20 protein-coding genes are annotated in these 24,510 nt (G+C 39.4%); 15 read left to right on the top strand and 5 right to left on the bottom strand.

What is annotated here, in order from left to right:
* The first annotated feature begins 264 nt into the window (after positions 1 to 264).
* Positions 265 to 1,554: an alkaline phosphatase gene (locus tag RB215_RS15710; protein ID WP_179806857.1), complete on the top strand. Its 1,290-nt coding sequence runs from the start codon at positions 265 to 267 to the stop codon at positions 1,552 to 1,554.
* A gap of 92 nt (positions 1,555 to 1,646) precedes the next feature.
* Here RB215_RS15710 and RB215_RS15715 read toward each other — a convergent pair whose 3' ends face one another.
* From RB215_RS15715 to RB215_RS15725, 3 genes are all read right to left on the bottom strand, one after another.
* On the bottom strand, positions 1,647 to 1,976 hold the full coding sequence (locus tag RB215_RS15715) for a hypothetical protein (RefSeq protein ID WP_309217406.1): 330 nt from the start codon (positions 1,974 to 1,976) through the stop codon (positions 1,647 to 1,649).
* Between the two features lie 76 nt (positions 1,977 to 2,052).
* A complete protein-coding gene (gene tsaB / locus RB215_RS15720; RefSeq protein WP_179806858.1) occupies positions 2,053 to 2,757 on the bottom strand; it encodes a tRNA (adenosine(37)-N6)-threonylcarbamoyltransferase complex dimerization subunit type 1 TsaB in 705 nt (234 codons plus the stop codon).
* Positions 2,758 to 2,766: 9 nt separating this feature from the next.
* On the bottom strand, positions 2,767 to 4,683 hold the full coding sequence (locus RB215_RS15725) for an ATP-dependent DNA helicase (RefSeq protein ID WP_309217407.1): 1,917 nt from the start codon (positions 4,681 to 4,683) through the stop codon (positions 2,767 to 2,769).
* Between the two features lie 329 nt (positions 4,684 to 5,012).
* On the opposite strand from RB215_RS15725, the gene RB215_RS15730 reads away from it, so the two are divergent.
* Together RB215_RS15730 and RB215_RS15735 are read left to right on the top strand one after the other, a co-directional pair.
* Positions 5,013 to 6,296 (top strand): sodium:proton antiporter, encoded by a 1,284-nt coding sequence (locus RB215_RS15730; protein ID WP_309217408.1) that lies wholly within the window; start codon positions 5,013 to 5,015, stop codon positions 6,294 to 6,296.
* A gap of 284 nt (positions 6,297 to 6,580) precedes the next feature.
* Positions 6,581 to 8,437 (top strand): cytochrome c/FTR1 family iron permease, encoded by a 1,857-nt coding sequence (locus RB215_RS15735; RefSeq protein ID WP_309217466.1) that lies wholly within the window; start codon positions 6,581 to 6,583, stop codon positions 8,435 to 8,437.
* A 112-nt stretch (positions 8,438 to 8,549) separates the two neighbouring features.
* Here RB215_RS15735 and RB215_RS15740 read toward each other — a convergent pair whose 3' ends face one another.
* Together RB215_RS15740 and RB215_RS15745 are read right to left on the bottom strand one after the other, a co-directional pair.
* The gene (locus RB215_RS15740) at positions 8,550 to 8,786 is read right to left on the bottom strand and encodes a hypothetical protein (RefSeq protein WP_192531736.1); all 237 of its coding nucleotides are present in this window, start codon (positions 8,784 to 8,786) and stop codon (positions 8,550 to 8,552) included.
* A 10-nt stretch (positions 8,787 to 8,796) separates the two neighbouring features.
* Entirely contained in the window at positions 8,797 to 9,069 is a 273-nt protein-coding gene (locus tag RB215_RS15745) for a hypothetical protein (RefSeq protein ID WP_309217410.1), read from the bottom strand.
* 135 nt (positions 9,070 to 9,204) lie between these two features.
* On the opposite strand from RB215_RS15745, the gene hisG reads away from it, so the two are divergent.
* The 12 genes from hisG (at position 9,205) to hisIE (ending at position 24,490) form a co-directional block, all read left to right on the top strand.
* Positions 9,205 to 10,104, top strand: coding sequence for an ATP phosphoribosyltransferase (gene hisG, locus RB215_RS15750; protein ID WP_193038640.1), 900 nt, complete (start codon positions 9,205 to 9,207; stop codon positions 10,102 to 10,104).
* A 5-nt stretch (positions 10,105 to 10,109) separates the two neighbouring features.
* Complete coding sequence (hisD, locus tag RB215_RS15755; RefSeq protein ID WP_309217411.1) at positions 10,110 to 11,411, top strand: histidinol dehydrogenase; 1,302 nt, start codon at positions 10,110 to 10,112, stop codon at positions 11,409 to 11,411.
* Positions 11,401 to 12,510 carry a histidinol-phosphate transaminase gene (hisC, locus tag RB215_RS15760; protein WP_309217412.1) on the top strand — a complete coding sequence of 370 codons (1,110 nt, stop codon included), beginning with the start codon at positions 11,401 to 11,403 and terminating at the stop codon, positions 12,508 to 12,510. The genes hisD and hisC overlap by 11 nt, the downstream gene beginning before the upstream one ends.
* Positions 12,507 to 13,568 carry a bifunctional histidinol-phosphatase/imidazoleglycerol-phosphate dehydratase HisB gene (gene hisB / locus RB215_RS15765; protein ID WP_011330115.1) on the top strand — a complete coding sequence of 354 codons (1,062 nt, stop codon included), beginning with the start codon at positions 12,507 to 12,509 and terminating at the stop codon, positions 13,566 to 13,568. Before hisC ends, hisB begins: the two co-directional genes overlap by 4 nt.
* Complete coding sequence (gene hisH / locus RB215_RS15770; RefSeq protein WP_041454940.1) at positions 13,565 to 14,155, top strand: imidazole glycerol phosphate synthase subunit HisH; 591 nt, start codon at positions 13,565 to 13,567, stop codon at positions 14,153 to 14,155. Before hisB ends, hisH begins: the two co-directional genes overlap by 4 nt.
* Positions 14,156 to 14,188: 33 nt before the next feature.
* On the top strand, positions 14,189 to 14,917 hold the full coding sequence (locus tag RB215_RS15775) for a 1-(5-phosphoribosyl)-5-[(5-phosphoribosylamino)methylideneamino] imidazole-4-carboxamide isomerase (protein ID WP_192531741.1): 729 nt from the start codon (positions 14,189 to 14,191) through the stop codon (positions 14,915 to 14,917).
* A gap of 561 nt (positions 14,918 to 15,478) precedes the next feature.
* Complete coding sequence (locus RB215_RS15780) at positions 15,479 to 16,546, top strand: efflux RND transporter periplasmic adaptor subunit (protein ID WP_309217413.1); 1,068 nt, start codon at positions 15,479 to 15,481, stop codon at positions 16,544 to 16,546.
* Positions 16,547 to 16,557: 11 nt separating this feature from the next.
* Positions 16,558 to 19,623: an efflux RND transporter permease subunit gene (locus RB215_RS15785; RefSeq protein ID WP_309217414.1), complete on the top strand. Its 3,066-nt coding sequence runs from the start codon at positions 16,558 to 16,560 to the stop codon at positions 19,621 to 19,623.
* Between the two features lie 262 nt (positions 19,624 to 19,885).
* Positions 19,886 to 20,014, top strand: coding sequence for an SDR family NAD(P)-dependent oxidoreductase (locus tag RB215_RS15790; RefSeq protein ID WP_309217467.1), 129 nt, complete (start codon positions 19,886 to 19,888; stop codon positions 20,012 to 20,014).
* Positions 20,015 to 20,335: 321 nt separating this feature from the next.
* Complete coding sequence (locus RB215_RS15795) at positions 20,336 to 22,711, top strand: diguanylate cyclase domain-containing protein (protein ID WP_309217415.1); 2,376 nt, start codon at positions 20,336 to 20,338, stop codon at positions 22,709 to 22,711.
* 394 nt (positions 22,712 to 23,105) lie between these two features.
* Positions 23,106 to 23,879, top strand: coding sequence for an imidazole glycerol phosphate synthase subunit HisF (gene hisF, locus RB215_RS15800; protein ID WP_011330107.1), 774 nt, complete (start codon positions 23,106 to 23,108; stop codon positions 23,877 to 23,879).
* A complete protein-coding gene (gene hisIE, locus RB215_RS15805) occupies positions 23,876 to 24,490 on the top strand; it encodes a bifunctional phosphoribosyl-AMP cyclohydrolase/phosphoribosyl-ATP diphosphatase HisIE (protein ID WP_086997536.1) in 615 nt (204 codons plus the stop codon). Before hisF ends, hisIE begins: the two co-directional genes overlap by 4 nt.
* Positions 24,491 to 24,510: the final 20 nt, after the last annotated feature.

The following is a 24,510-nucleotide window of genomic DNA, read 5'->3' on the forward strand; positions in this document are numbered from 1 at the left end:
GTGTTTTTAAATCTATCTTTCAGTAGTTATAGACAATGTAACCTTTAATGATAGGTATTTGCTACCAGCTAATTTAAAACAAAGGAGTAATTATAACTAACTAAGCAAGTAAATTAGTTTATATAATCCTGATTTAATAAAGCTTAAGCGCAATATAACTTTAACACTTTGCTTTAGTCGTTCATCGATATTAATTTATTTATCATATTAATTGTATACAATAACTCCAAGCTATTAAATTAAGTACATTTAAAAGGTACAAACATGAAAAAACAGCTCAGTTTATTGGCGCTTTTATGCAGCGCAACAGGTGCTTATGCAGATTCGGCACCAAAAAACATTATTTATATGATTGGTGATGGTATGGGCCCAGCTTATACAACTGCTTATCGTTACTTTAAAGACGATCCAAACACAAAGGCAATTGAAAGCACTGTATTCGATACTATGTTAACCGGTATGGCACACACCTACCCAGACGATCATACTTATGTTACCGACAGCGCAGCAAGCGCTACAGCTTTAAGTAGTGGTCATAAAAGCTATAACGGTGCTATTGGCGTAGATACCAATAAAAAGCCCGTTAAAACGATGTTAGAAATTGCAAAAGAGCGCGGTATGACCACTGCACTTGTCGCTACTTTACAAATTAACCACGCCACACCGGCAAGCTTTGCGGCTCATAATGAATCTCGCGGTAACTACGATGAAATTGCTAACGATTACATTGATAATAAAATTGCCGGCAAGCTACCCGTTGATTTAATGCTAGGTGGAGGGACTAAATATTTTATTCGTGAAGACCGTAACTTAATTGAAGAATTTAAAGCCGCTGGTTATCAATACTCCGACGACATTAATAACCTAGGCCAAATTACGCAGCTCCCTGCCATTGGTTTATACGCCGAAAAAGGCCTTCCATACGCAATTGATGAACACCCTACTCGCCTTGCAAGATTAACCACTAAAACACTTGATTTGTTAGATGGCCAAAACAAAAAAGGCTTTTTTGTGATGATTGAAGGCAGCCAAATTGATTGGTGTGGCCATGCTAACGATATAGCCTGTGCTATGGCAGAAATGGACGACTTTGCTAAATCGGTCGAAAAAGCAAAAGCATACGTTGATAAAAACCAAGACACGATTTTAATTGTTACCGCAGATCACTCAACAGGTGGTTTAACACTTGGTGCCCACGGACAATACAAGTGGGATACCGAAATAGTTAAAGGCGTTAAAGCCTCGGCTGGTAAATTAACCTCGCTATTAATGGATGCCAGTGATTTAAAAACAGTTTGGTCGGCTAATACTAATATTGAGTTTAGTGCTGAGCACCAAATTAAACTTGAGCAAGCTAAAAAAATGGGTAAAAAGCCTTTAAATTTAGCCATTAAAAGTATTATTAACGATGCCAGTTTTACTGGCTGGACAACTGGTGGCCACACAGCAGTTGATGTACAAGTATTTGCCTATGGTAAAGGTAGCGAGCAATTTACGGGCTCACAAAACAATACTGACATTGCCGATAAGCTAATTGCATTTATAGAAAAATAACGTTATTAAATACAATAAATATGTAACAAACAAAAAGCCCGAGCATCTAATATGTTCGGGCTTTTTATTTTTAAATTTTATGCTTGAGTAATTTAAGCGTAAATGTCTACACCAATTAAATCTTGCACTTCAGCACGTCGTTCTAAATTTGCAAATTCGGTATAAGTGGAAATAGCCTTGCTTACTTGTGCTGAGGGTTGGTCGTAAATAGTTTGATTATATTGTGTATTTGCTGCGCTTGCTTTAAAAAATTGATTGGCTAACTCTACGCCTTCACGACTGTTTTTAACATAATCGGTATTCGTTTTTGGCGCAGCAGTGTGCTCTAACAAACCTTGAGGTTTATTAGTAACTACTTTAGCAGAGCTAACTCTACCCAGAATATCTCCGGTAAAAAAACCTGAACCAATAGGCAGCGTCATTACGCGTCTCCAATCTTAATCTATTTAAAATTATGATTTAAAAACAACCGATTTGCAAATACTCGTTATTTAATTTTCACTCTCGACCTGGAAGCTTTTTCCAAGTAACAGTATCGCGTACATATTTAGGCTGTGCATCGCTTGCTTTTACAACGTTACCCGCTAAAAAGCCTGCCTCTACAAATGCTAGCATGTAGCGTGCATCGGGCAGTGTGATCTCGCTATTAATAGTTACGTTATCAAAATCATTCAACGCATCAGGGTATGTTTTAAACCCTGTACCTACAGCAACCGATTGTGGTGCACTATTGGCTATATAATCTTGATTTAACAACTCAGGTTTAATTACGCATTCTTGATTAGCTAATTGCATTAAGCCATTTTGTGCTTGGTAATGCGCAAAGTAAATCTCTCCCATGCGGGCGTCAATACTAGGATAAACACTTTCATGGCCGTGTTGCTCAAACGCTTGTTGCGCCATAATAGCTAACGTAGATACCCCTACAAGTGGCAATTTAGTTGAATATGCAAGGCCTTGTGCAATAGCTACACTAATACGTACTCCCGTAAAACTACCTGGACCTTGACCAAAGCCAATTACGTCTAAGTCTTTTAATTTACAGTTTGCGCTGGTTAATAGCTGATCTATTAATGGCAGTATTTTTTGACTATGCTGCTGTGGGCATTCTTCAAAATGATGAAATGTTTGCCCCTTAAAATGTAAAACAATTGATAGCGCTTCGGTAGACGCATCAAGGGCAAGAATATTACTTTTGATCATTTTATTACTCTAATTAATTTGTTGTAAAAATTTATTGGCATCTTCTAAGCTTCGCGTGCGACGCATTGGCGGTAAGCTCTTTAAAAACACTTGCCCATATTGGCGTGTAACTAGGCGGTTATCGCATATTACAAGTACACCTTTGTCTTTACTGTCGCGTATTAATCGCCCTACTCCTTGCTTAAGCGCAATAACTGCTTGTGGTAATTGTATATGTGCAAAGGGGTCTTTTCCTTGCATTTGACAGTCTTGCATTTTAGCTTGTAGTAAAGGGTCATCTGGTGCGGCAAATGGAAGCTTATCAATAATAACACAGCTTAGCGTACTGCCGCGTACATCAACTCCTTCCCAAAATGAAGCTGTTCCTAATAGCACTGCGTTACCATGGCGAGTAAACTTTTCTAAAATAATACGTTTCGACATTTGTCCTTGCATATAAACTGGGTAGTCTATTTGCGTAGTAAGCCCTTCGGCTACTAAATGCATCATACGGTAACTTGTAAAAAGTACAAAACAGCGCCCTTTAGCCGACTTAATTAATTCTAGGGTTAATTTTACAATTGCGTGGGGCATATTGTCTGCATGCGACTCTGGTAAGTAACGCGGCAAACACAGCAGTGCTTGGTTTGGATAATCAAACGGGCTATCTACCATCATGCTTTGTTTGGGTGTTAATCCAAGGCTAGCGTTAAAGTGGTTAAGCTGATTATCGACCGACAATGTAGCCGAGGTAAATACAAACCCTGCGCCAGTATCAGCCATCATTTTAGCAAATTTAACTGATACATTTAATGGCGTTATATTAATAGTTAAATAACGGCGGGTGGTTTCGTACCAATAGCTAAAACCTGTTTGCGTGATATCGAATACCCGCTCCAACTGGCCTTTGAATGCAAGTGCACGTTCAAACGGGTGCTCTATTTTATCGCTTCTGTCTAAGCAAAGTTTTAATACCTGATAAACAAAGTCTAGGTCGCTAATAACCCGATGCAACGCGGCGCAAATTTGCTTATCGCTGAGCTTGGTGCGCCAATCACCACGGCTGCCATCAACGCCAAACTGCAGACGTAAATCGGCAACACTGGTTTCGAGTTTATTTAAGCTTTTACCTAGCTGCAGCATGTCAGGGATTTCGGCACGATAAATGGCACGTAAATCGTTAATTAAATCCACCAGCTTTTTAGTGCTAACGCTTTCGCCAAAGTAATCACTAGCAATTTCGCTTAATTGGTGTGCTTCGTCAAATATATAAGCATCTGCTGTGGGCATCAGCTCTGCAAAACCACTGTCTTTTACCGCTATATCAGCAAAAAATAAATGATGGTTAATTACCACTATATCGGCATCAGCCGCATTTAAGCGTGCTTTTCTTATATAACAAGCCTGAAAGTCGGGGCATTCTTTGCCTAAACAGTTGTCTGCGGTGGAGTTTACATAAGGTAATACTTTTGCATCGTCTTCTATACCAATACAGTCGGCTAAGTCGCCTGACTGTGTTTCGCTGGCAAACTTAGCCACCATAGCTAATTGGTGCATTACATCAGAATCGTCGGTAGGTACATGAGCCACATGCTGATTAAGTCGATAAGTACATAAGTAGTTTGCTCGGCCTTTTAATAATGCCGTTTTTTTAGAAGCACTTAACGCTTTTACGAGTTGAGGTAAGTCGCGATGATATAACTGCTCTTGCAGGGCTTTAGAGCCCGTAGATATGATGGTTTTACCTTTTGATTTAAGCGCGGGGGCTAAGTAGGCAAAGGTTTTTCCTGTGCCCGTACCGGCTTCAACTACTAGTTGTGAGCTGTTTTTTAACGCATCAGCAACGGCAACGGCCATATCTATTTGTGGCTGTCGTGGTGTATACCCATCTAAAGATAACGCCAAAGGCCCGGTTGCACTAAACAGCTGTTTGATAATACCAATCACTTTATAATAAATAATAGCGCGATTTTACGTAAGCTAACCACCAAGGGCAAGTAATTACAAAGTAGTTTTACTTTTATGACGCTATTTATAAAATCTTCATTTTAATTATTCAACCTAACTAACCATGACACGTTATTACTAACTTAGCTTTAAAGTTATGACAACACTATTAACAATGGCTCATTTACTATTAACCAATTGCGCTACTAAGGTTAAATTAAACACCTAATTAGCCTATAAATATTGTGACACTCTAATATGACAGGAGTACCATAGCGGCCTTGAAACTCGCTTTTTGTGTGTCGCTTATAATTAATTAAGGTTAATCGATGAATGCTTGGTACCTCATTTGCTTTCTTTCTGCACTTGCTATTTTTATTGCATTTGCAAATCAATATATTCTTAAAATGCAAACCACTATTGCCATTACCACAGGCTCGGTTGTCATTTCATTATTGTTGATCATTGCCGTTAAGCTTTTGGGCGATCAAAACGCGTTAGCTATGACCCAAATTGTCTCGAGTATTAACTTTAACGAGTTATTACTCAAAGGTATGCTCGGATTTTTACTTTATGCTGGCGCACTGGAAATTAACCTTATGGCGCTTCGTAAACAGCGCTGGGAAATAACCGCATTGGTATTATTTTCAACCATCGTGTCCACATTTATAGTGGGTTATTTAAGCTTTTATTTATTCCCCGTTTTTGGTTTTGATATTCCTTTTATTTATTGTTTATTGTTTGGCGCGCTTATTAGCCCAACCGACCCTATCGCTGTACTTGCTATTATTAAACAAATGCGAGCGCCAGAAGGTATATCGGTTCAAGTAGAAGGTGAGTCGCTATTTAACGACGGTATTGGTTTAGTAATATTTACCACTATATTTTCTGTTGCTTTTTATGGCACAGATGCACAATTTGGTGACATAGCAGAGCTATTCTTTGTTGATGCAATAGGGGGCATTGCGTTTGGTTTAGTCATTGCATTAGTTGGCCACTTTTTAATTATTAATAGCCGCGATGTAAATATTCGCTTATTAATTACCTTAACTATCCCAACTGCAGGTTTTGCTGCTGCAAATATTTGGGAAATATCTGGCGCACTTGCCATGGTAACCAGTGGAATATTAATGGGTAACATTACTCGCACCAAAGCAACCGAGCGTACGGGGCCTGAAGACACTCGTTACGTAAAAGATTTTTGGCATGCAACCGACAGCTTTTTAAATGCGCTACTGTTTTTAATAATAGGTATGCTAATAGTCACTATGCCAATTACCCTTGGCGAAATTGGTTTAGGTTTATTAATGGTGCCGGCTGTATTACTTGCACGCTTTATAAGTGTAGGCGCACCATTTGTAATTTTTAAACGCTTTAGAACTTACGATAAACACAGTGTTAAAATTTTGACCTGGGGTGGACTACGTGGTGGCCTTGCTCTGGCAATGGCGGCAGCAATCCCACGCGAGCAAGTTTTTGTAGGCGGCTCTGACCTACATAACCTAATAGTAATTGTTACTTACGTAGTGGTTATATTTTCTATTATTGTACAAGGCTTAACTATTTCGCCGCTTATTCAAAGCAGCATTAAGTCCGCTGAGCAAGCAAAGTAATAAATGTTTTACCCGCAACACATTCAGTAACCAAGTTATTAAAAATAATCACTTGGTTACTGTTACTCACGTGTTACAAAAACACTTTAAAGTTCTACAAATTGTTATCCTTTTTATTTATCTGCTTTGTTTAAATTAATCCGCTTGAAATGTAAATGAAAACAATTATAATTTTGGCTTTTCCTCTACAGGGCTTTTCGATGTCCATAAATAATTCTCACATGTTTCTAAATTTGGTTTCTCTGGGCAAACGACAATTTCAATGTTTTTTTATGCTTTTTATAATGGTCATGGCAAGCTTTAGTGTTTCAGCCTCGCCTAATGAGCAAACAAAAATAAAACAAATTGCACAGCTTGCAGAGTATGTAGGTGTTGATTACGTGGCAGCTGTTGGGAATGGTGAAATACTCGACCCCGACGAATATCAAGAAATGACTGAATTTTCGAACGTCATTATTGACCAAGCTGGACAGCTATCAAGCCAAACAAATGAGTTTGGTACAGTAAAGGCACAAGCTAAAGCCCTGCATTCAGCGATTGCCAATAAAGCGAGTGTTGCCGATGTACGTGCAGCAAGCTCAGCGCTTCGTGAGTCGCTACTGACCTTTATGCCGCAACTATCGTTACCTACATCACTACTTCCTGTTGAGCAAACTAAAGCGCTTTTTGCTGCTAACTGTTCAATGTGTCACGGCCCAAGTGGTCAAGGCGACGGCCCGCTTGCAAAAAACTTATCGCCAGAGCCTACCAACTTTACCGATGAAGAACGCGCAACTAACCGCTCATTAATGGGTTTATTTGACGCTGTAAGTAACGGTATTAACGACACGCCAATGGTTGCTTTTACTCAATTTAATGAACAACAACGTTGGTCTTTAGCTTTTTATGTAGGTAGCTTGGCATTTAAAGATGTTCAAAAACCACAAAATCTAGAGCAAAACATTACCGCTTCGCAGATTGTAAACTTAAACCCTGCACAATTATCGGCAGGTCAAAGTGAAGCACAAGCTCATTACGTTAAATGGCTTCGTGGTAATCCAGAGCAACTATTTACCGGTAAAAAGAATCCGATAACGGTTACTCGCACGCAGTTACTTGCAGCACAAGCCGCGCATGCTAAAGGCAATTACTCACAAGCAAGTGATTTAGCAATTAGCGCTTACCTAGATGGCTTTGAGCTTGTTGAAAACAACTTAAATGCCTACGACGAAACACTGCGTAAAAACATCGAAGTACAACTGATGAACCTACGCCAAACATTTAAAAACGAGAAAGATGCAGCCATCGTTGACGAAAAAGTAAGTGCAGCGCTAGCTCAACTCGCTAAAGCAGATAGCATGCTAAACGAAACCAAACTAACTGACGGTGCGCTACTTTCAGCAAGTTTAGTTATATTACTGCGAGAGGGCTTGGAAGCTCTACTTGTTGTTATTGCCCTTATGACTGTGCTTATTAAAACTAAACGCCAAGACGCACTTAAATATGTACATGTTGGTTGGGTAACCGCACTTATTGCTGGTGGCTTAACATGGGCTGCGGCGCAAACATTAATAGAAATAAGTGGTGCAAGTCGCGAAGTTATGGAAGGTGCTGGTGCATTGTTTGCCGCTGTAATTTTACTGTATGTTGGCGTATGGATGCACAGTAAAACCAGTGCGCAGCAATGGCAAAAATACATCAAAGACAATATAGATAAGCGTCTTGAGTCGGGTACATTATGGGGATTAGCTGGGCTTTCTTTTATTGCCGTTTACCGTGAAGTATTCGAAACAGTGCTGTTCTACCAGTCATTATTAACACAAAGCTCGCCTGCTCAATATTCATCTATTGCATCGGGTTTTGCCATCGGTGTAGCAATACTGGCTATTATTACGTGGGTATTAATTAAATACTCAATTAAATTACCGGTTGCTAAGTTTTTTGCAATTACCACTTACCTATTATTTGCACTCTCGTTTGTGCTTATGGGCAAAGCAGTTATTGCACTGCAAGAGGCCGATATAATAGGTATTGCTTCACTGCCAATTAGCTTTGATATTGCATGGCTTGGTATAAAGTCAACATGGCAAGGTATTGTGGCTCAAGTATGTGTGTTCGCTATATTTAGCTTTTATATATTTAAAAGCAAAAGCCAAGAGTAATGCCAATCTGCTTAAGAGTTTAAGCTAATTGGCATAAGCAAAATACATAGTAAAAAGGCCCGAAAGGGCCTTTTTGATTTGATTACTTATGTATTTAGTAAAATTGCTGTTATCAAGCCCAGGTATCTAAATGGGGATTTTCGTCATCATCTAAGTTAGGCTTTTTTTTATTATTTTGATCATCAAGCATATTGAGCTTTTTCTTTTTTTGTAACTCGCGCCTTTTTTTATTCTCTAGTTCAACTTTTTCAGCGGCAGCCCCACTTTGCACACCCGCAATATGAAAAGCACTTTTTGACTCAACTTCTAGCCTAGTTATTCTTCCTAAATAAGGGATCATAATATCCATGCGTACTTCCTTATTTTTTCATTTTATTCATTAACCACTTGGTTTGAGTGATAAACAACCAATTATTGGCGAAAATCGCGCTTATTATCTTAATATTATCGACAGTTATAACATATGCTTTAATTAAGCTAAAAAAACTTGCCATAATATAGCTGTTTATGTTTTTATGAATGTGAAATTTATTTAAACAGATAACAATCGCACGTTCACAAAACAACGGGCAGTTAAATAGGATAAAAAATGCGCTTAAACCTGACAACAGTACATCATCACCACCATTCACCGGAATAACCTGTCAGGTCTTTCGCTGAGAGGTTATTCCTAAAAGGAACCTCTGGCGATTCAAATAACATTGATTCATTTTCGCCCTGAGGTTCCCCTCGGGGTTTTTAGTTTTTAAATTAAAGGAAAATGAATAATGAACAACAGTAATCGTCTACGTATCGCCATCCAAAAGGGCGGCCGCCTATCAAAAGATTGTCAAGATCTGCTTAAACAGTTAGGTGTTAAACTTAACCTTCGTGAACAACGCTTAATTGCACACTCAACTAATATGCCAATTGACGTACTACGTGTGCGCGATGACGATATTCCGGGTTTAGTAATGGACGGTGTATGTGACCTAGGCATAGTTGGCGAAAACGTACTAGTAGAAGTTCAAGCAGAACGTGAACGCCAAGGTGTTCCAAGCGAAGTAAACAAACTTTCAAAACTAGATTTTGGTTACTGTCGTCTTGCACTTGCTTGGCCACAAGAGCTAGGCGCTCGCGATAAGAGCTGGTTTGAAGGCAAACGTATTGCAACTACCTACCCAGAAATTTTAACTCAGTGGTTAAAGCGCGAAGGCATCAACGCAAGTACAGTAATGCTTACTGGCTCTGTTGAAGTAGCACCACGTGCAGGTTTATCTGATGCAATTTGTGATTTAGTATCTACTGGCGCAACACTTGAAGCTAACGGCTTAATTCAAGGTGATACAATTTTAGAATCAAACGCATGTTTAATTCAAAATAAAGATCTGCAAGACGCTGACAAACTAGCACTAATCAATAAGCTTATGCCGCGCCTACGTGGTGTTAGACAAGCTAAAGAAAGCAAATACATCATGCTACACGCACCAAAAAACAAACTTGATGAAATTTGTGAAATTTTACCTGGTTCTGGTCAACCGACTCTACTTGCCCTTGCGGGTAATGATGAATACGTAGCACTGCACATGGTAAGCAGCGAAACATTATTTTGGGAAACAATGGAGCAGTTAAAAGCCCTAGGCGCTAACTCTATTTTAGTTATGCCAATTGAAAAAATGATGGAGTAAGTACCATGCTTCGTTGGAATGAGGAATCTTCACAAGTACAAGCAGCGGCGCTAATGCGCCCTGCAGTTTCTGTAAGCGCAAAGGTTGAAGCTATATGTAAAACTATTTTAGCTAAAGTAAAAGAGCAAGGCGACGAGGCTTTGCTAGACATGGCTAAAGAGTTTGATAATAGAGCGAATCCACGTTTACGTGTGCCGCTTGATGAAATAAACGCATCTGAGCAGGCGCTCAGTGCAGAGCTTAAGTATGCCATTGATACCGCTTATGCAAATGTAAAATGTTTTCATGAAGCGCAATTACCTAAAGATATTAAATTATCGACCCAACCGGGCGTTGTGTGTGAACTGAAATATCAAGCCATCGAAGCTGTTGGTATATATGTACCCGGTGGCAGTGCACCGCTGCCATCATCGGTTATTATGCAAGGTGTATTAGCCCAATTAAGCGGTGCAAAAACCGTTGTACTTGCTACCCCCGTACAAGGCGATAAGGCCATTAACCCCGCTATTTTATACGCAGCAAAATTATGCGGCATTACCACGCTAATAGAAAGTGGTGGCGCAGGCGCAATTGCAGCAATGGCTTATGGCACAGAGTCAGTGCCTAAAGTAAATAAAATTTTTGGCCCAGGTAATAGCTTTGTCACTATGGCTAAGCAACTTGTGGCGCAAACTGTACCTGGCATGGCCATTGATATGCCAGCAGGCCCATCTGAAGTATTAGTTATTGCAGATGAACGTGCAAACCCAGAATTTATAGCCGCCGATTTACTCTCACAAGCAGAGCACGGTGCTGACTCGCAAGTTATTTTATTATGTAACAGCGAAAGTATTATAGAACAAACTCAGCAGGCGCTTACTCGCCAACTTGCTAAATTAAGCCGTAAAGAAACCGCCGAGCAAGCCTTGGCTAACTCGTCACTTATTTTAGTTGGCTCAGTCGCACAAGCGTTTGACGTATCAGCGCAGTACGGCCCTGAGCACTTAATTTTGCAACTAGCAGACTCCACACCCTACCTAAATAAAGTTAAAAATGCGGGCTCAGTATTTGTGGGCGATTATACGCCTGAATCGGCAGGCGATTATGCCTCAGGTACTAATCACGTATTGCCAACCTATGGTTATAGCGCAAGCTATTCTAGCTTGAACTTACTTGATTTTTTTCGCACCTACACAGTGCAAACAATTACTAAAAGTGGTTTAACCCAGCTGTCAAAAGCTATTTTACCCCTTGCAAATGCCGAGGGCCTTGATGCTCACGCAAATGCGGTTTCAATTCGCTTAGAGGCAATTAAAAATGAGCAATGAGAGCACGCAAGCTAATAACTTATTACCAGCAAATATTGCAGCGCTTGCTGCTTACAGCTCAGCTAAAAGTGAAAAGTTAAGCGGCACAACTTGGTTAAATGCCAACGAAAGCCCCTATGCTAAAACCATCCAGCTGAGTGCTGAAGATTTAAACCGCTATCCAGATCCACAACCACAACTGGTTATTGACCGCTACGCGGTGTATGCAGAGCTTGAAAGCGAAAACGTGCTAATGACCCGTGGTGCCGACGAAGGCATAGAGCTTTTAGTGCGAACATACTGCGAAAGCGCAAAAGACAGCATTGCGCTATTTTTGCCAACTTACGGCATGTATAAAGTCACTGCCGATACACACAATGTCGCCATTAACGCACTAACACAAGCGCAATTATTAAATGGCAGTGTTGATGAAATAGTAGATGCGGTTGGCAGCTCAAAATTGGTATTTATTTGTAACCCAAATAACCCCACAGGCAGCTTAACCCCACTTGATAAAGTGACAGCAATTGCAACAGCACTTGCAGATAAAGCATTGGTTATTGTTGATGAAGCCTATATAGAATTTTGCCCAGAGCAAAGCGCTACAAAATTAATAAACCAATTTAGTAATGTAGTGGTGCTACGTACCCTTTCAAAAGCATTTGCACTGGCAGGCCTTAGAACCGGTTTTACGCTTGCACAAGCAGCAACTCTTGCGCCAATTCGTAAAGTAATAGCGCCGTATCCGGTATCTGGCGTAGTAGCAAGTATTGCAGCGCAAGCAATTGCTCCCGATGCAATTACCTCAATGCGCCGCCAAGTGATTATTTTAAACGCTTTAAAAGCTAAACTTGTACAGTGGCTAAGTGAATCGCCTGCTGTATTAAAAATTCTCACTGGTGAAGGTAACTTTGTTACTTTAAAGTTAGCCGATAAAAACTATTTTAAAATCGCACTTGAGCAAGGTTTGGTTATGCGCGCTTTTACCTTATATGGTGAAAGCGACTGGCTACGCATTTCAATTGGTAGCGAACAAGAACTTAAACAAGTAAAAATTTGGCTTGATGGCCTAGCATTGCCAACAGCCTCAGCAATTTCAGCACAACAGGAAGTATCATGAGTAACCCCTATTTATTTATTGACCGCGACGGCACCATAATTGAAGAGCCAATTACCGATAAACAGGTAGACAGCCTTGAAAAGCTGGCGTTTTTACCCGGTGTAATGCCCGCATTATTACAATTACAAGCAGCAGGCTATCGCTTAGTAATGGTATCTAACCAAGATGGTTTAGGCACCGACAGCTTTCCTACACAGGATTTTGATCTAGCCCAAAACAAAATGATGGACATACTACAAAGCCAAGGCATTAACTTTGACGAGGTATTAATTTGTCCACACTTTGACGAGCAAAACTGCGATTGCCGTAAACCTAAAACAGGTTTACTTACCGAGCTAATGCGTTCTGGCAAAGTAGATTTAGCGCGCTCTTTTGTAATTGGCGACCGTGAAACTGATATAGGCCTGGCGCAAAATTTATGTTGCGAAGGTATTTTGTACGATGGCGATTGGAGTGCAATAGTTACTAAACTAACTACCGCAAACCGCGAGGGCCGCGTTACACGTAATACCAAAGAAACTCAAATAGATGTAGCAATAAACTTAGATCAAACTAAAAACGGCAGTATAGATACCGGCCTTGGCTTTTTTGATCATATGCTTGATCAAATTCGCACCCACGCCAACATTGGTTTAAACATTAAAGCCAAAGGCGATTTGCACATAGACGAGCACCACCTTGTTGAAGACATAGGTATTGCTCTAGGTGTTGCACTTAAACAAGCCTTAGGCACTAAATCGCAAATTGCTCGCTATGGTTTTGCCCTGCCAATGGATGAATGTAAAGCCGAAGCACAAATTGATTTATCGGGGCGTGCTTCGTTTGTACTTAACGCTAATTTTAGCCGCGAAAAAGCAGGCGATTTAGATGTACAAATGGTTGAGCATTTTTTCAAAAGCTTAAGCGATAACGCCGCAATTAGCCTAATTTTATCGGTAAGCGACGGTAACTGCCATCATCAAGTAGAGGGTTTATTTAAAGCTTTTTCTCGCGCACTGCGCATGGCAATAGCGCAAGATATTAGCCAGCAAACTGCTAGCTCTAAAGGGTGTTTATGATTGCGATAATAAATACCGGGTGCGCTAATATAAACTCAGTGCGTTTTGCCTTTGAACGTTTAGGACAAACGCCAACTGTAATTACCTCTCCAGAGCAGTTAGCGGGTTTTGAGCGCGCTATATTACCCGGTGTTGGCCATGCTTCGGTTGCCATGAAACGCTTAGTAGATAACGGTTGGCAACACGCTATAAACGAATACCAGCGCCCGCTAATGGGTATTTGCTTAGGTATGCAGTTACTGTGCGAAAGCACCGAAGAAGGTAACGTGCAGTGCTTAGGTAAAATACCTGGGCATGTAACAGCGCTTGATGTAGGTCAACTTACGTCACCGCATATGGGCTGGAACAATTTAACCATAAATAAAGAGCATGCCTTAACAAAAGGACTAACACCAGACGAGCAAGTGTACTTTGTACACAGCTTTGCGCACACGGTAAACAACGCCACATTAGTAAGTGGCGAGTACGGACAACGTTTTTCGGCCATAGTGGCCAAAGATAACTATGCCGGCATGCAGTTTCACCCAGAGCGCAGCGCTAAAATAGGCGCGCGTTTATTACAAAATTTTGTTGATTGGCAGTTGTAGGCTGCCCCTCATCTATTAATAAAGAGACACACTGTGATTATTCCAGCATTAGACGTATTACAAAATCAAATTGTGCGCTTATACCAAGGCAAATACGAGACTGTACAGTTTTACCCATTCGAGTTAGGCGCGCGTTTAAAAGAATACGCCGACAGCGGCGCAGGTAAACTTCACTTAGTTGATTTAGAAGGTGCCCGCGATCCAAGTAAAAAACAGTGGCAACACATTCAAGCGGCTACAAAAGCACTTAATGTGCCGTATCAAGTTGGCGGTGGCATTCGCTGTGAGCAAGATGTAAGTGATTGGCTAAAAGCCGGCGCAAACCAAGTGGTTATTGGCTCAATGGCGGTTGAAAAACGCGAACAAGTTAAAGCCTGGATTGAGCAGTTTGGCGCAGAGCACTTTGTTATTGCCCTTGATGTAAATAAAACATCCACTGGCTGGGCTCCGGCAACCCATGGTTGGCTAACTGAATCTGAGTTTGGTTTACTTGAGCTAGTAGATTTTTATGCTAACTTAGGTGTTATCGATTTTTTATGTACGGACATCAGTAAGGATGGCACCATGACCGGCCCATCGTTCGCGCTGTACGAGGATTTAATTAAGCATAACTCAACTATTAAAGTACAAGCATCTGGTGGCGTAAGCTCACTTGATGACATTAAAAAGCTCAAAGAGTTGGGTATTGGCGGTATTATTTTAGGTAAATCACTGCTCGATGGCGCCTTTAGTGTGGAAGAAGCACTAGCAGTAACACGCTAAGAATCTAATATATATACAAAAAAGCACAGTACCTATACTGTGCTTTTATTCATTAACTTAATTATTAAGCAACACCTCAGGTAAAGCCCTTAACCTAGCCTCATACAGTACTTAAAGTAGCCCTAGTAATATATTAAGCTCTTTCAAGCTCGCAATTTTGCAACATAATATACTTACCTGTATCACTGAGTTACACAATCGCACAAACAAAAACATTAACGCACAGATATATTAACGTATTGAATTTACAATGTTATTCTTAAAATATGCGCTAAAGTACACTCTTTATAAAGCAAATATTAAATTAACATTATAATAACAATTATAATTGCAGTATTTGGCTTTATAGCGTTTACTTCTAATAACAGCATAACAATACAGAATTACACTCAATCGATTTGGTATAATTATTCATAAGTCGTTGGGAAAGTTAATAAAAGCAATGGTGATACTCCTTATAAGTAATAAGGTTATCAAGCTTATTAATAGTTACACAGTTTGTTGTAGGTTTACCGGTTTATATAGTTTAAGCGTACCTGATTTTTATAAAAGGCATAAAATATGAATATAAAACACGTAGTAAAAAATCGATATACGCTAAGCATTGCATTAGCAGTACTACTGTCGGGCTGCTCTGAGCCTGAGGTAGATACAAAAATTGAAAAGGCCCCAAAGCCTGTTAAATTAATTACCATTAAAGATACTGCGCAATCAAACATTCTTACTTATCCTGCTACTGTCGATGCGATAAAAAGCGCAAAGTTGGCATTTCAAGTTGGCGGCAAAATAGACAAACTCAATGTTATTGCAGCGCAATCTGTATTAAAAGGTGACGAACTGGCATCGTTAGAAAAACGTAACTTTGTTAACGAAGTAAACTCTACAAAAATACAGTATGAAACAGCTAATAATGACTTTAATCGCGGAATTAAACTCTCTAAAGATGGCGTAATTTCGGCTAGAGATATAGAGCAGCTAAAATCGAAAAAAGAAGTTGCTCAATCTCGCTATGACTCAGCAAAAAAAGCACTGACAGACAGTACTTTAGTTGCCCCTTATGATGCAATTGTAGCCGCTGTACCAGTAGAGGCGCTTGAGAATGTAAATGCAGGCCAGCATATAGTTACTTTATTTGGTAAAGGCGAAATGGAAGTGGTTGTTAATATTCCATCTTCTATTGTTGCCACCGTTGACTCGCGTACAGACAGCCGTGCCTTTGTACTTTTAGAATCAGCTGCTAATACTCCTATTCCTGCTACATTTCGTCGCGCTAATTTAGAAGCTGATACGTCTAGCCAAACTTATGAAGTTAGGTTTTCATTTGCTGTACCGCAAAACCTAAATATTTTACCCGGCATGAATGCCAGTTTACGTATCGAATTTGATAATAAGTCGACTACAAATGAAATTACTCTGCCTACATTTGCTATTTTTGAAGAAAATGGCCAGCACTATGTATGGACAGTAAGTGAATCTATGATCGTGAGTAAAACGGTTGTCACCTTAGTAAACGGTATTGGTGAAGAACTAGTTGTTACCAGTGGTATAAAAGCCGGCGATGTAATTGTTGGTGCCGGTGCAAATTATGTAACCGATGGTATGAAAGTACGCGCTTGGACTAAGTCATAGGAGCTTGAGTAATGGATTTAGCAAAGTGGACTATTAATAACAAACTCATTAGTACCATAATTATTATACTGACGTTAGGCTTTGGCTTCTCTTCATATAAAAACATGGCACGATTTGAAGACCCTGAGTTTATAATTCGTACCGCACAAGTGTTTGTTCCTTACTCTGGTGCGAGCCCTTTAGAGGTAGCCCGAGAAGTAACTGAGCCTTTAGAGCGTGCTATTCAAGAATTGCAGGAAATTGATACCATATCGTCTACCTCTTCATCGGGTATGTCTGAGATCAAAGTTGAGATTAAATCGGAGTTTTCGCCGACAAAGTCTGAGCTACAGATAATATGGACCAAACTAAGAAATAAAATTAATGATGCTCGCCCTTCCCTTCCACCAGGTACAGGTACGCCACAAATATTTGACGATTTTGGCGATGTATATGGTTTGAGCTATTTAATTACAGCCGAGGGTTACTCTCCTGATGAGCTGCATGCTTACGCTAAAAACCTGCAAAGTGATATTTTACAAGTTAAAGGCGTTGCTAAAGTAGCCATGACCGGTGTTAAACAAGAAGGTATTTTTGTTGAAATAGCCCGTGAAGATTTGGCCACTTTAGGTAGCTCAATCAGTAATATTTATTCAATTTTAGATAAGCAAAATACAGTAATAAGTGCCGGTAATACGCAAATTGGTGATCAACGTATTTTTATAGATCCAACCGGCTCTATTAATTCTATTGAAACAATACAAAATCTATTAGTGAGCGCCACCAATGACGGTAAAGCTATATATTTAAAAGATATTGCTAATGTATATCGTGGTTTTCAAAGCCCAGCAACTAAACTTGTACGTTACAACGGGCAACCGGCAATTTCTTTAGGGGTTGCCAGTGTGCTTGGTACTAACGTTGTTAAAGTGTTTGAGCGCGTAGATGAGCGCGTTAAACAAGCTGAAAACGTGAGACCCATTGGTATAACAGTGCATGAATATTATCATCAAGGTAAGGTTGTTCAGGCATCGGTAGATAACTTTGTAGTAAATGTAATTGTGGCATTAATTATTGTTGTTGTTACTTTACTTGTATTTATGGGGCTGCGCTCTGGGCTTGTTATTGGCGCAGTATTACTACTGACTATTTTTGCCACGCTAGCAACCATGGACTTTAGCGGCATACCCATGCACCGAATTTCACTTGGGGCATTAATTATTGCTTTAGGGATGATGGTTGATAATGCCATTGTTGTCACCGAGGGAATACTGGTGGGTACTAAACAAGGGCGCAAAAAGCTAGAAATAGCATCTGAAGTTGTAAAGCAAACAAGGTGGCCTTTATTAGGCGGCACTTTGGTAGGTATTGTGGCCTTTGCACCTATAGGTTTAGCACCGGGTGATACTGCCGAATTTACTGGGCATTTATTTTGGGTTATTTTAATTTCTTTACTTTACAGTTGGTTATTTGCAATTACCCTAACGCCACTATTTTGTTTTTGCTTGTTTAAAGAACAAGATAAAGACACCTCTACAACAGCTAAGCCTAATATGATTATGGCGGCTTATCAATCCATTGTTGTTAGCTCGCTTAATCATCGCTGGTTAACAGTTGCTGTAGTGATATTTACTTTTAGTGCATCAATGTGGGGATTTCAGTTTGTAAAATCTGGGTTTTTCCCAGCCTCTACAACACCACAAATGGTAGTAGATTTTTGGTTACCGCAAGGAACTGATATCGAAAAAACCAAAAAAGATATGATCAAGCTTGAATCCTTTATTCAACAACAAGAGAGTATTGAGGGCGTACAAACCTTAATTGGTGGGGGCGGTTTACGATTTATGCTTATTTATGGAGCAGAATCACCAAACAGTTCTTATGGCCAAATATTAGCTAAAGTAGATGACTATAAAGTGCTTGATACTATGATCCCTAAAGTACAAGCGTATATAGATGACACCTTCCCAGAAGCGCAGGGCAAAGTATGGCGTTTTGTAATGGGACCCGGAGGTGGTTCTAAAATTGAGGCTACATTTAAAGGGCCAGAACCCGCAGTAATTCGTGAATTAGCCGATAAAGCGAAAGCAATCATGATTGATGACGGCGGTGCACTCTCAATTAAAGATACTTGGCGCCAGCAAGTTAGGGTTATTGAACCGCAATACTCGCCAATTAATGCCCAGCGTGCAGGTGTAACACGCAAAGCAATTGCTGAAGCGTTACAACAAAACTTTTCTGGTAAAACGGTTGGCCAATATAGAGAAGGTGAAGAGTTAATTCCTATTATTGTTAGAGCTCCCCTAAAAGAGCGCTCGAATGTTAATGATATAGGCAACATTCAAATTCCTAGCCAAATCACAGGTAAAACAATCCCATTAGAGCAAGTTACTAATGGATTTAAAACCGTATGGCGTGATGGTATTTTAAAGCGCGAAGATAGAATGTGGACAATTAAGGCTCAAGCCGATCCACTTCCTGGGCAGCTTGCATCTGAATTATTTAATCGAGTAAGGCCACAAATAGAAGCGATTGACTTACCTGCCGGTTACACATTGGAATGGGATGGTGAGTATGGGCAATCAAAAGAGTCAAATGAAATGCTTGCATCAACACTACCACTTGGCCTTTTAGCTATGGTGCTAATTGTAGTGGTGTTATTCAATGCTTTAAAACAACCTATTATTATTTGGCTTGTGGTACCGCTGGCTCTTATAGGCGTGGTATTTGGCTTAGTAACAACTCAAACCCCACTTGAGTTTATGGGGATATTAGGATTGCTCTCTTTATCTGGTCTACTCATTAAAAATGCCATTGTATTGGTTGATCAAATGGATATGGAAATTAAGCAAGGTAAACCACGTTATGATGCCATTGTCGATTCGGCTAATAGCCGAGTAAGACCAGTAATGATGGGAACACTAACAACAGTACTTGGGGTAATACCGCTTTATTTTGATGCGTTTTTCCAATCAATGGCGGTTGTATTAGTATTTGGCCTACTCTTTGCCACATTACTAACCTTAATTGTTATACCTGTGCTTTACGCTATTTTTATGGGCGTTAAAAAGGATGAACGTACGCCAGTTAATGCCTAAGGTAATAAACTAAATATTGCAAAGTAAATAAAATATACGGCCAGCTAATGTAAAATATTATCTGGCCGCATGCTTTTTTATACCCAACCCACAACATAAAATATCGCTCTATGCTGTTGATAAATAACTAGCTTCATAACTTTAATAAAGTGCCCATCAGCGTACTTGTTAACACTGTTGGCGGCGATGGTACAGGTAAATAAAACCCTTGCGACATTAAAGTAGCCAATTTAAACGCGTATTTGATATGAATGTGTTTACCATGTGCCGACTTTGTCAATTAGTGGCTCCTCACATGAAAAATAGCGATTATGGCAGCATAATTAATATCTCTTCTATGGCGAGCGTTAACAACAGCCCCGCTATTAGCGCCATGGCCCACGCGCTGTAAGTACTGATGCACTTAAAAAGTGCTTACCTCTGAAGTATTAAAACAATGTTACTTCATACTTTTATTATCAATACGTTAAAGCTAACTCCATAGTTAATCCAACAAACTCATTTTATATCGCAACTTACTTAACATAACCAACTTGCTTAACCCTATTTCCCCGTTATAAAACCTCTAAAAACCCTCATACTAACGGTACTAAAATAACCCAAAGTAATATTTTTCAGTTAAGCATTTAATGGTCAACACTATATTTGTATACTATACTTAAGTTATTCATAAATAGGCCCTTAGAGCTTATAATTAAGGTGAGGGACCGCATTGACTAATCATTTAACGCTACATTTTGTAACGCCAGAAATGCTCAAAGCAGCGGTGATCACAGCCAAATATGACCCCATACTTGTTTTAGCATCTGTATTTACAGCGGTATTTGCATCTTATATTTCATTTTTACTTTCTGCTCGTATTAAAGGCGCGCAACTTAAAAACGAAAAGCTTTTTTGGACCCTACTGTCATCATGCTTTTTAGGTGCAGGTATTTGGGCAATGCATTTTGTTGGCATGTTAGCCTACCAACTCCCTATTCCTGTAAGATACAATATACCTATAACACTAGTTTCAATTTTACCCAGTATATTTGCTAGTTATTTTGTTATATCCCCTAATTTAGAGCGTTTTAAACACTTATGGTTTAGAAGTATACTTATGGGCTTAGGTATTTGCAGTATGCATTACGTAGGTATGATAGCAATGATAATGCCAGCGCATATGGCTTATGAGCCCATTCTGTTTACGTTCTCTGTATTTGTTGCCGTAGCACTTTCGGGTTTAGCTTTAAAAATAGATGAATTACGCCAAACAACGCAAAATAAACAAAAGCGGGTTAACTTCTTAGCAGCGCTGGTAATGGGCAGTGCTATTTCGGGTATGCATTATATTGGTATGCTCTCTATGTATGTATTTGAATCTAGCCATACAACCTACCTTGCAAATGACAACAGTGCACAACTTGCCCAAGTGATTATATTTGTAGTGCTAGTATTGAGCTTATTTTTAGTAGGCAGTATGGAATTACGCGCCAGAAGCTTGTTATCGGCAAAGTTAAAAGCAGTACTTAATACAGTGCAAGACGTAGTGATATGTTTTGATCGACAAGGCATTATCGAATTTGCCAACCCTGTAACTGCAAAAGTATTTGGTTTTGAGCAACAAGCGTTAATTGGCAAAAACATTGCTATATTGCTGCCAAAAAAGCATGCAAAGTTTTATCATTCATTTAATGAAGATCAACCCAGTTTTGGAAAAAGCCAATTATTACAGGGGTGCAATAAGTGTGGGCAAGTTTTTCCCATAACAATCGCAATCAACCCTATAAGCGAGTTATCTAACGCCCCTTTAGTCGCTACTATTAAAGATTTAACCGATATTCAAAACCAAGAAGCCTTTACACAAACTATATTTGATACCCTACCTAACATTTTATTTATTAAAGAAACTAAGAGCCTAAATTATAGTCATGTAAATAAAGCCGCTGAAAAATTACTTGGTAAATCACAAGAACAGCTTATTGGACTAAATGACTTTGATATATTCCCAGCAGAGCAAGCAAAGTTTTTTGTAAAAGCTGATCGCAAAGTATTGAACTCCAACAATTCGCTAACAATTAACGAAGAACCCGTAACCATAAATGGAACAACTCGTTATTTACGTACTCACAAGGTGATTATAAAAGATAGTATAGGTAAGGCTAAGTTTTTACTTGGTATTGCTGAAGATATTACTGAGCTCAGAGAAGCTAGAATTGAGCTAGATAATTTGCATCATCGAATGGCATTAGCCGCAGATGCGGCTAATATTGGCATATGGGAATGGAACTTTAAAACCGATGTGCTTATTTGGGATGACTGGATGCACACACTTTATGGCATTAAAAAGAGTACTTTTTCTAGTAACTATGCTCAGTGGTCACAAACAATTCATCCTGATGATTATGATAGTGTTACAAATAGCCTGACCAAGGCAATAGCAAACAATGAAAAGTTTCATGCTGAATTTAAAATTATACTGCCCTGTGGAACAATACGTTATATAAACGCCGATGGCCGAGTATATGGTGATAGCATAGTCGGTATTAATTCTGATATTTCAAAGCGTATTATCGCTGAAAACAAAGTACTCAAACTAGCTCAAACCGATTATTTAACCGGGCTTGCAAACCGCAACACCCTAACAAAGTTTGCTGAATGTGAGTTTAGAAAAGCTAAACAAGAGAACAGTAAAGTAGCTTGTTTATATTTTGACTTAGATAAACTTAAGCCAATAAACGATACTCACGGCCATATAGTTGGCGATTTTGTATTAACCGTAATAGCCGATCGTTTAAAGGATATTACCCGTAAAACAGACTGTATCGCGCGTATTGGCGGGGATGAGTTCGTTGTTATAAGCACCGATATTGAAAACGTCAACCAAATAGAAAAACAAATAACCAGATACTTAAACGCTATTGAGTTACCTATTGTGTTGCAAGATAACGAACTCTTAATTACAGTGAGCATTGGCTATGCGTTATATCCCGACGAAGCAGCAAACTTAGATGAGTTGCTTAACAAAGCGGATAAAAGAATGTATGAACATAAAAGTAAAAAGCATGACCATGCTAATAACAGCCAACCACAAGTCAATTTAAGTTGAGCATTTAATTTTAACAATACATAACTTAAATGAACTGAACTGAAAAACTCAAATATTCCTACAGCTTCACTATGTATATCCTAAAAAGCGCTAAGTTAGCGGCTGCTTAGAGCCGTTCATTATAGGTTAACGCATTAATACAGCACGTAATTAGCATCCGTAAACACGCACTTTTTGTTATTTATACAATCCTCTGAATAGCTTTAAAAGTAATTAACTATAAGATATTTCGCCTATAAATAACGCTTAGATATATATATACTGTAGGTAATTATTAAGATCACTTTTGCCGACAATAATGTTTTTGATGTTGTTGTTATTCATGCAAAATATTAACGAAAAGAATAGTAGCTATGACTTTCAAAAATAAACACACTACCTGCGAGACTTTCCCATGTTATCAAAACGTATAATTCCATGTCTCGACGTTAAAGACGGCCAAGTAGTCAAAGGCGTAAAGTTTAAAGGCCATGAAGTAGTTGGTGATATTTTAACTATGGCAAAAGCTTACAGCGAAGCCGGTGCAGACGAACTGGTTTTTTACGAAATTAGTGCCAGTGTTGAAAAACGCTTACTCGATGTAAATTGGGTAGAGAGTATTGCCCGCCATATTGATATTCCTTTTTGCGTGGCAGGCGGTATTAAGTCGGTTGCCGATGCAGCTCGCGTACTTGAACGCGGCGCAGACAAAATCAGCATTAACAGCCCTGCTATTGCCCGCCCTGAGCTAATAAAAGAGCTGCACGATGAATTTGGTAAGCAATGCGTAGTGGTCGGTATAGATAGCTTTTACGATGAAGTGACCGGTGAATACTTAGTGTACCAACTTACTGGCGATCCTAATGCGTCAAGCCGTACCCGCTATAAAACGCAAGAATGGGTTAAACGTGTACAAGATCTTGGTGCTGGCGAAATAGTATTAAACTGTATGAACCAAGACGGCGTACGTAACGGTTATGATATTGAGCAATTAAGTAAAATACGCGAACTGTGTAATATTCCTCTTATCGCCTCAGGCGGTGCTGGATCTATGCAAGATTTTGTAGATGTGTTTAAACAAAGTGAAGTTGATGGCGCACTTGCAGCCAGTGTTTTTCATAAAAATGTGATTAACATTGGTGAACTAAAACAATTTTTAACTAATAACCAAGTGGCCGCAAGATTATGATATTAACACTCGACAACCAAACTCAAGTTGATTTCACTAAAAGTGAAATGATCCCTGCTATTATTCAAGATGCACGCTCTGGTATTATTTTAATGCAAGGCTTCATGAACAGCGAAGCACTTAACGTGACATTAAAAACTGAAAAAGTAACCTTTTACTCGCGCTCAAAAGAGCGTTTATGGACCAAAGGCGAGTCATCTCAAAACTATTTAAATGTTGTGTCAGTGCATACCGATTGTGATAACGATTCTATTTTAGTACTTGCCAACCCAGAAGGCCCAACGTGCCACTTAGGCACACAAAGCTGTTTTGGCGATGATGCAAAACCAAGCCTAAGCTTTTTAGCGCAACTTGAAGATGTTATTGTAGCGCGTAAAAACGACGACCCAGCTAAAAGTTATACAGCGTCTTTGTTTGCAGAAGATTTAAGCCGTAGTTGTCAAAAAGTAGGCGAGGAAGGCGTAGAAGTTGCCCTTGCTGCAATGAAACACGATAACGATGAGCTAACAAACGAGTCTGCTGATTTAATTTATCACCTTACAGTGTTATTACAACGCCAAGGCTTAGCCCTTGAAGACGTAGTTAAATGCTTAATAGGTCGCCACAAGTAAGTTGTAACTTTAATACCAAC

The sequence above is a fragment of the Pseudoalteromonas sp. HL-AS2 genome (genome assembly GCF_031198805.1).
GTDB classification, from domain to species: domain Bacteria; phylum Pseudomonadota; class Gammaproteobacteria; order Enterobacterales; family Alteromonadaceae; genus Pseudoalteromonas; species Pseudoalteromonas nigrifaciens.

Excerpts from the sequence above, each read along its gene's own strand:
- hisH (WP_041454940.1), top strand. The coding sequence starts at position 13,565 with ATGATTGCGATAATAAATACCGGGTGCGCTAATATAAACTCAGTGCGT.
- hisF (WP_011330107.1), top strand. The coding sequence starts at position 23,106 with ATGTTATCAAAACGTATAATTCCATGTCTCGACGTTAAAGACGGCCAA.
- RB215_RS15710 (WP_179806857.1), top strand. The coding sequence starts at position 265 with ATGAAAAAACAGCTCAGTTTATTGGCGCTTTTATGCAGCGCAACAGGT.
- RB215_RS15735 (WP_309217466.1), top strand. The coding sequence starts at position 6,581 with ATGGTCATGGCAAGCTTTAGTGTTTCAGCCTCGCCTAATGAGCAAACA.
- hisG (WP_193038640.1), top strand. The coding sequence starts at position 9,205 with ATGAACAACAGTAATCGTCTACGTATCGCCATCCAAAAGGGCGGCCGC.
- hisIE (WP_086997536.1), top strand. The coding sequence starts at position 23,876 with ATGATATTAACACTCGACAACCAAACTCAAGTTGATTTCACTAAAAGT.
- RB215_RS15780 (WP_309217413.1), top strand. The coding sequence starts at position 15,479 with ATGAATATAAAACACGTAGTAAAAAATCGATATACGCTAAGCATTGCA.
- RB215_RS15790 (WP_309217467.1), top strand. The coding sequence starts at position 19,886 with ATGTGCCGACTTTGTCAATTAGTGGCTCCTCACATGAAAAATAGCGAT.
- RB215_RS15730 (WP_309217408.1), top strand. The coding sequence starts at position 5,013 with ATGAATGCTTGGTACCTCATTTGCTTTCTTTCTGCACTTGCTATTTTT.
- tsaB (WP_179806858.1), bottom strand. The coding sequence starts at position 2,757 with ATGATCAAAAGTAATATTCTTGCCCTTGATGCGTCTACCGAAGCGCTA.
- RB215_RS15740 (WP_192531736.1), bottom strand. The coding sequence starts at position 8,786 with ATGGATATTATGATCCCTTATTTAGGAAGAATAACTAGGCTAGAAGTT.
- RB215_RS15785 (WP_309217414.1), top strand. The coding sequence starts at position 16,558 with ATGGATTTAGCAAAGTGGACTATTAATAACAAACTCATTAGTACCATA.
- hisC (WP_309217412.1), top strand. The coding sequence starts at position 11,401 with ATGAGCAATGAGAGCACGCAAGCTAATAACTTATTACCAGCAAATATT.
- hisB (WP_011330115.1), top strand. The coding sequence starts at position 12,507 with ATGAGTAACCCCTATTTATTTATTGACCGCGACGGCACCATAATTGAA.
- RB215_RS15715 (WP_309217406.1), bottom strand. The coding sequence starts at position 1,976 with ATGACGCTGCCTATTGGTTCAGGTTTTTTTACCGGAGATATTCTGGGT.
- hisD (WP_309217411.1), top strand. The coding sequence starts at position 10,110 with ATGCTTCGTTGGAATGAGGAATCTTCACAAGTACAAGCAGCGGCGCTA.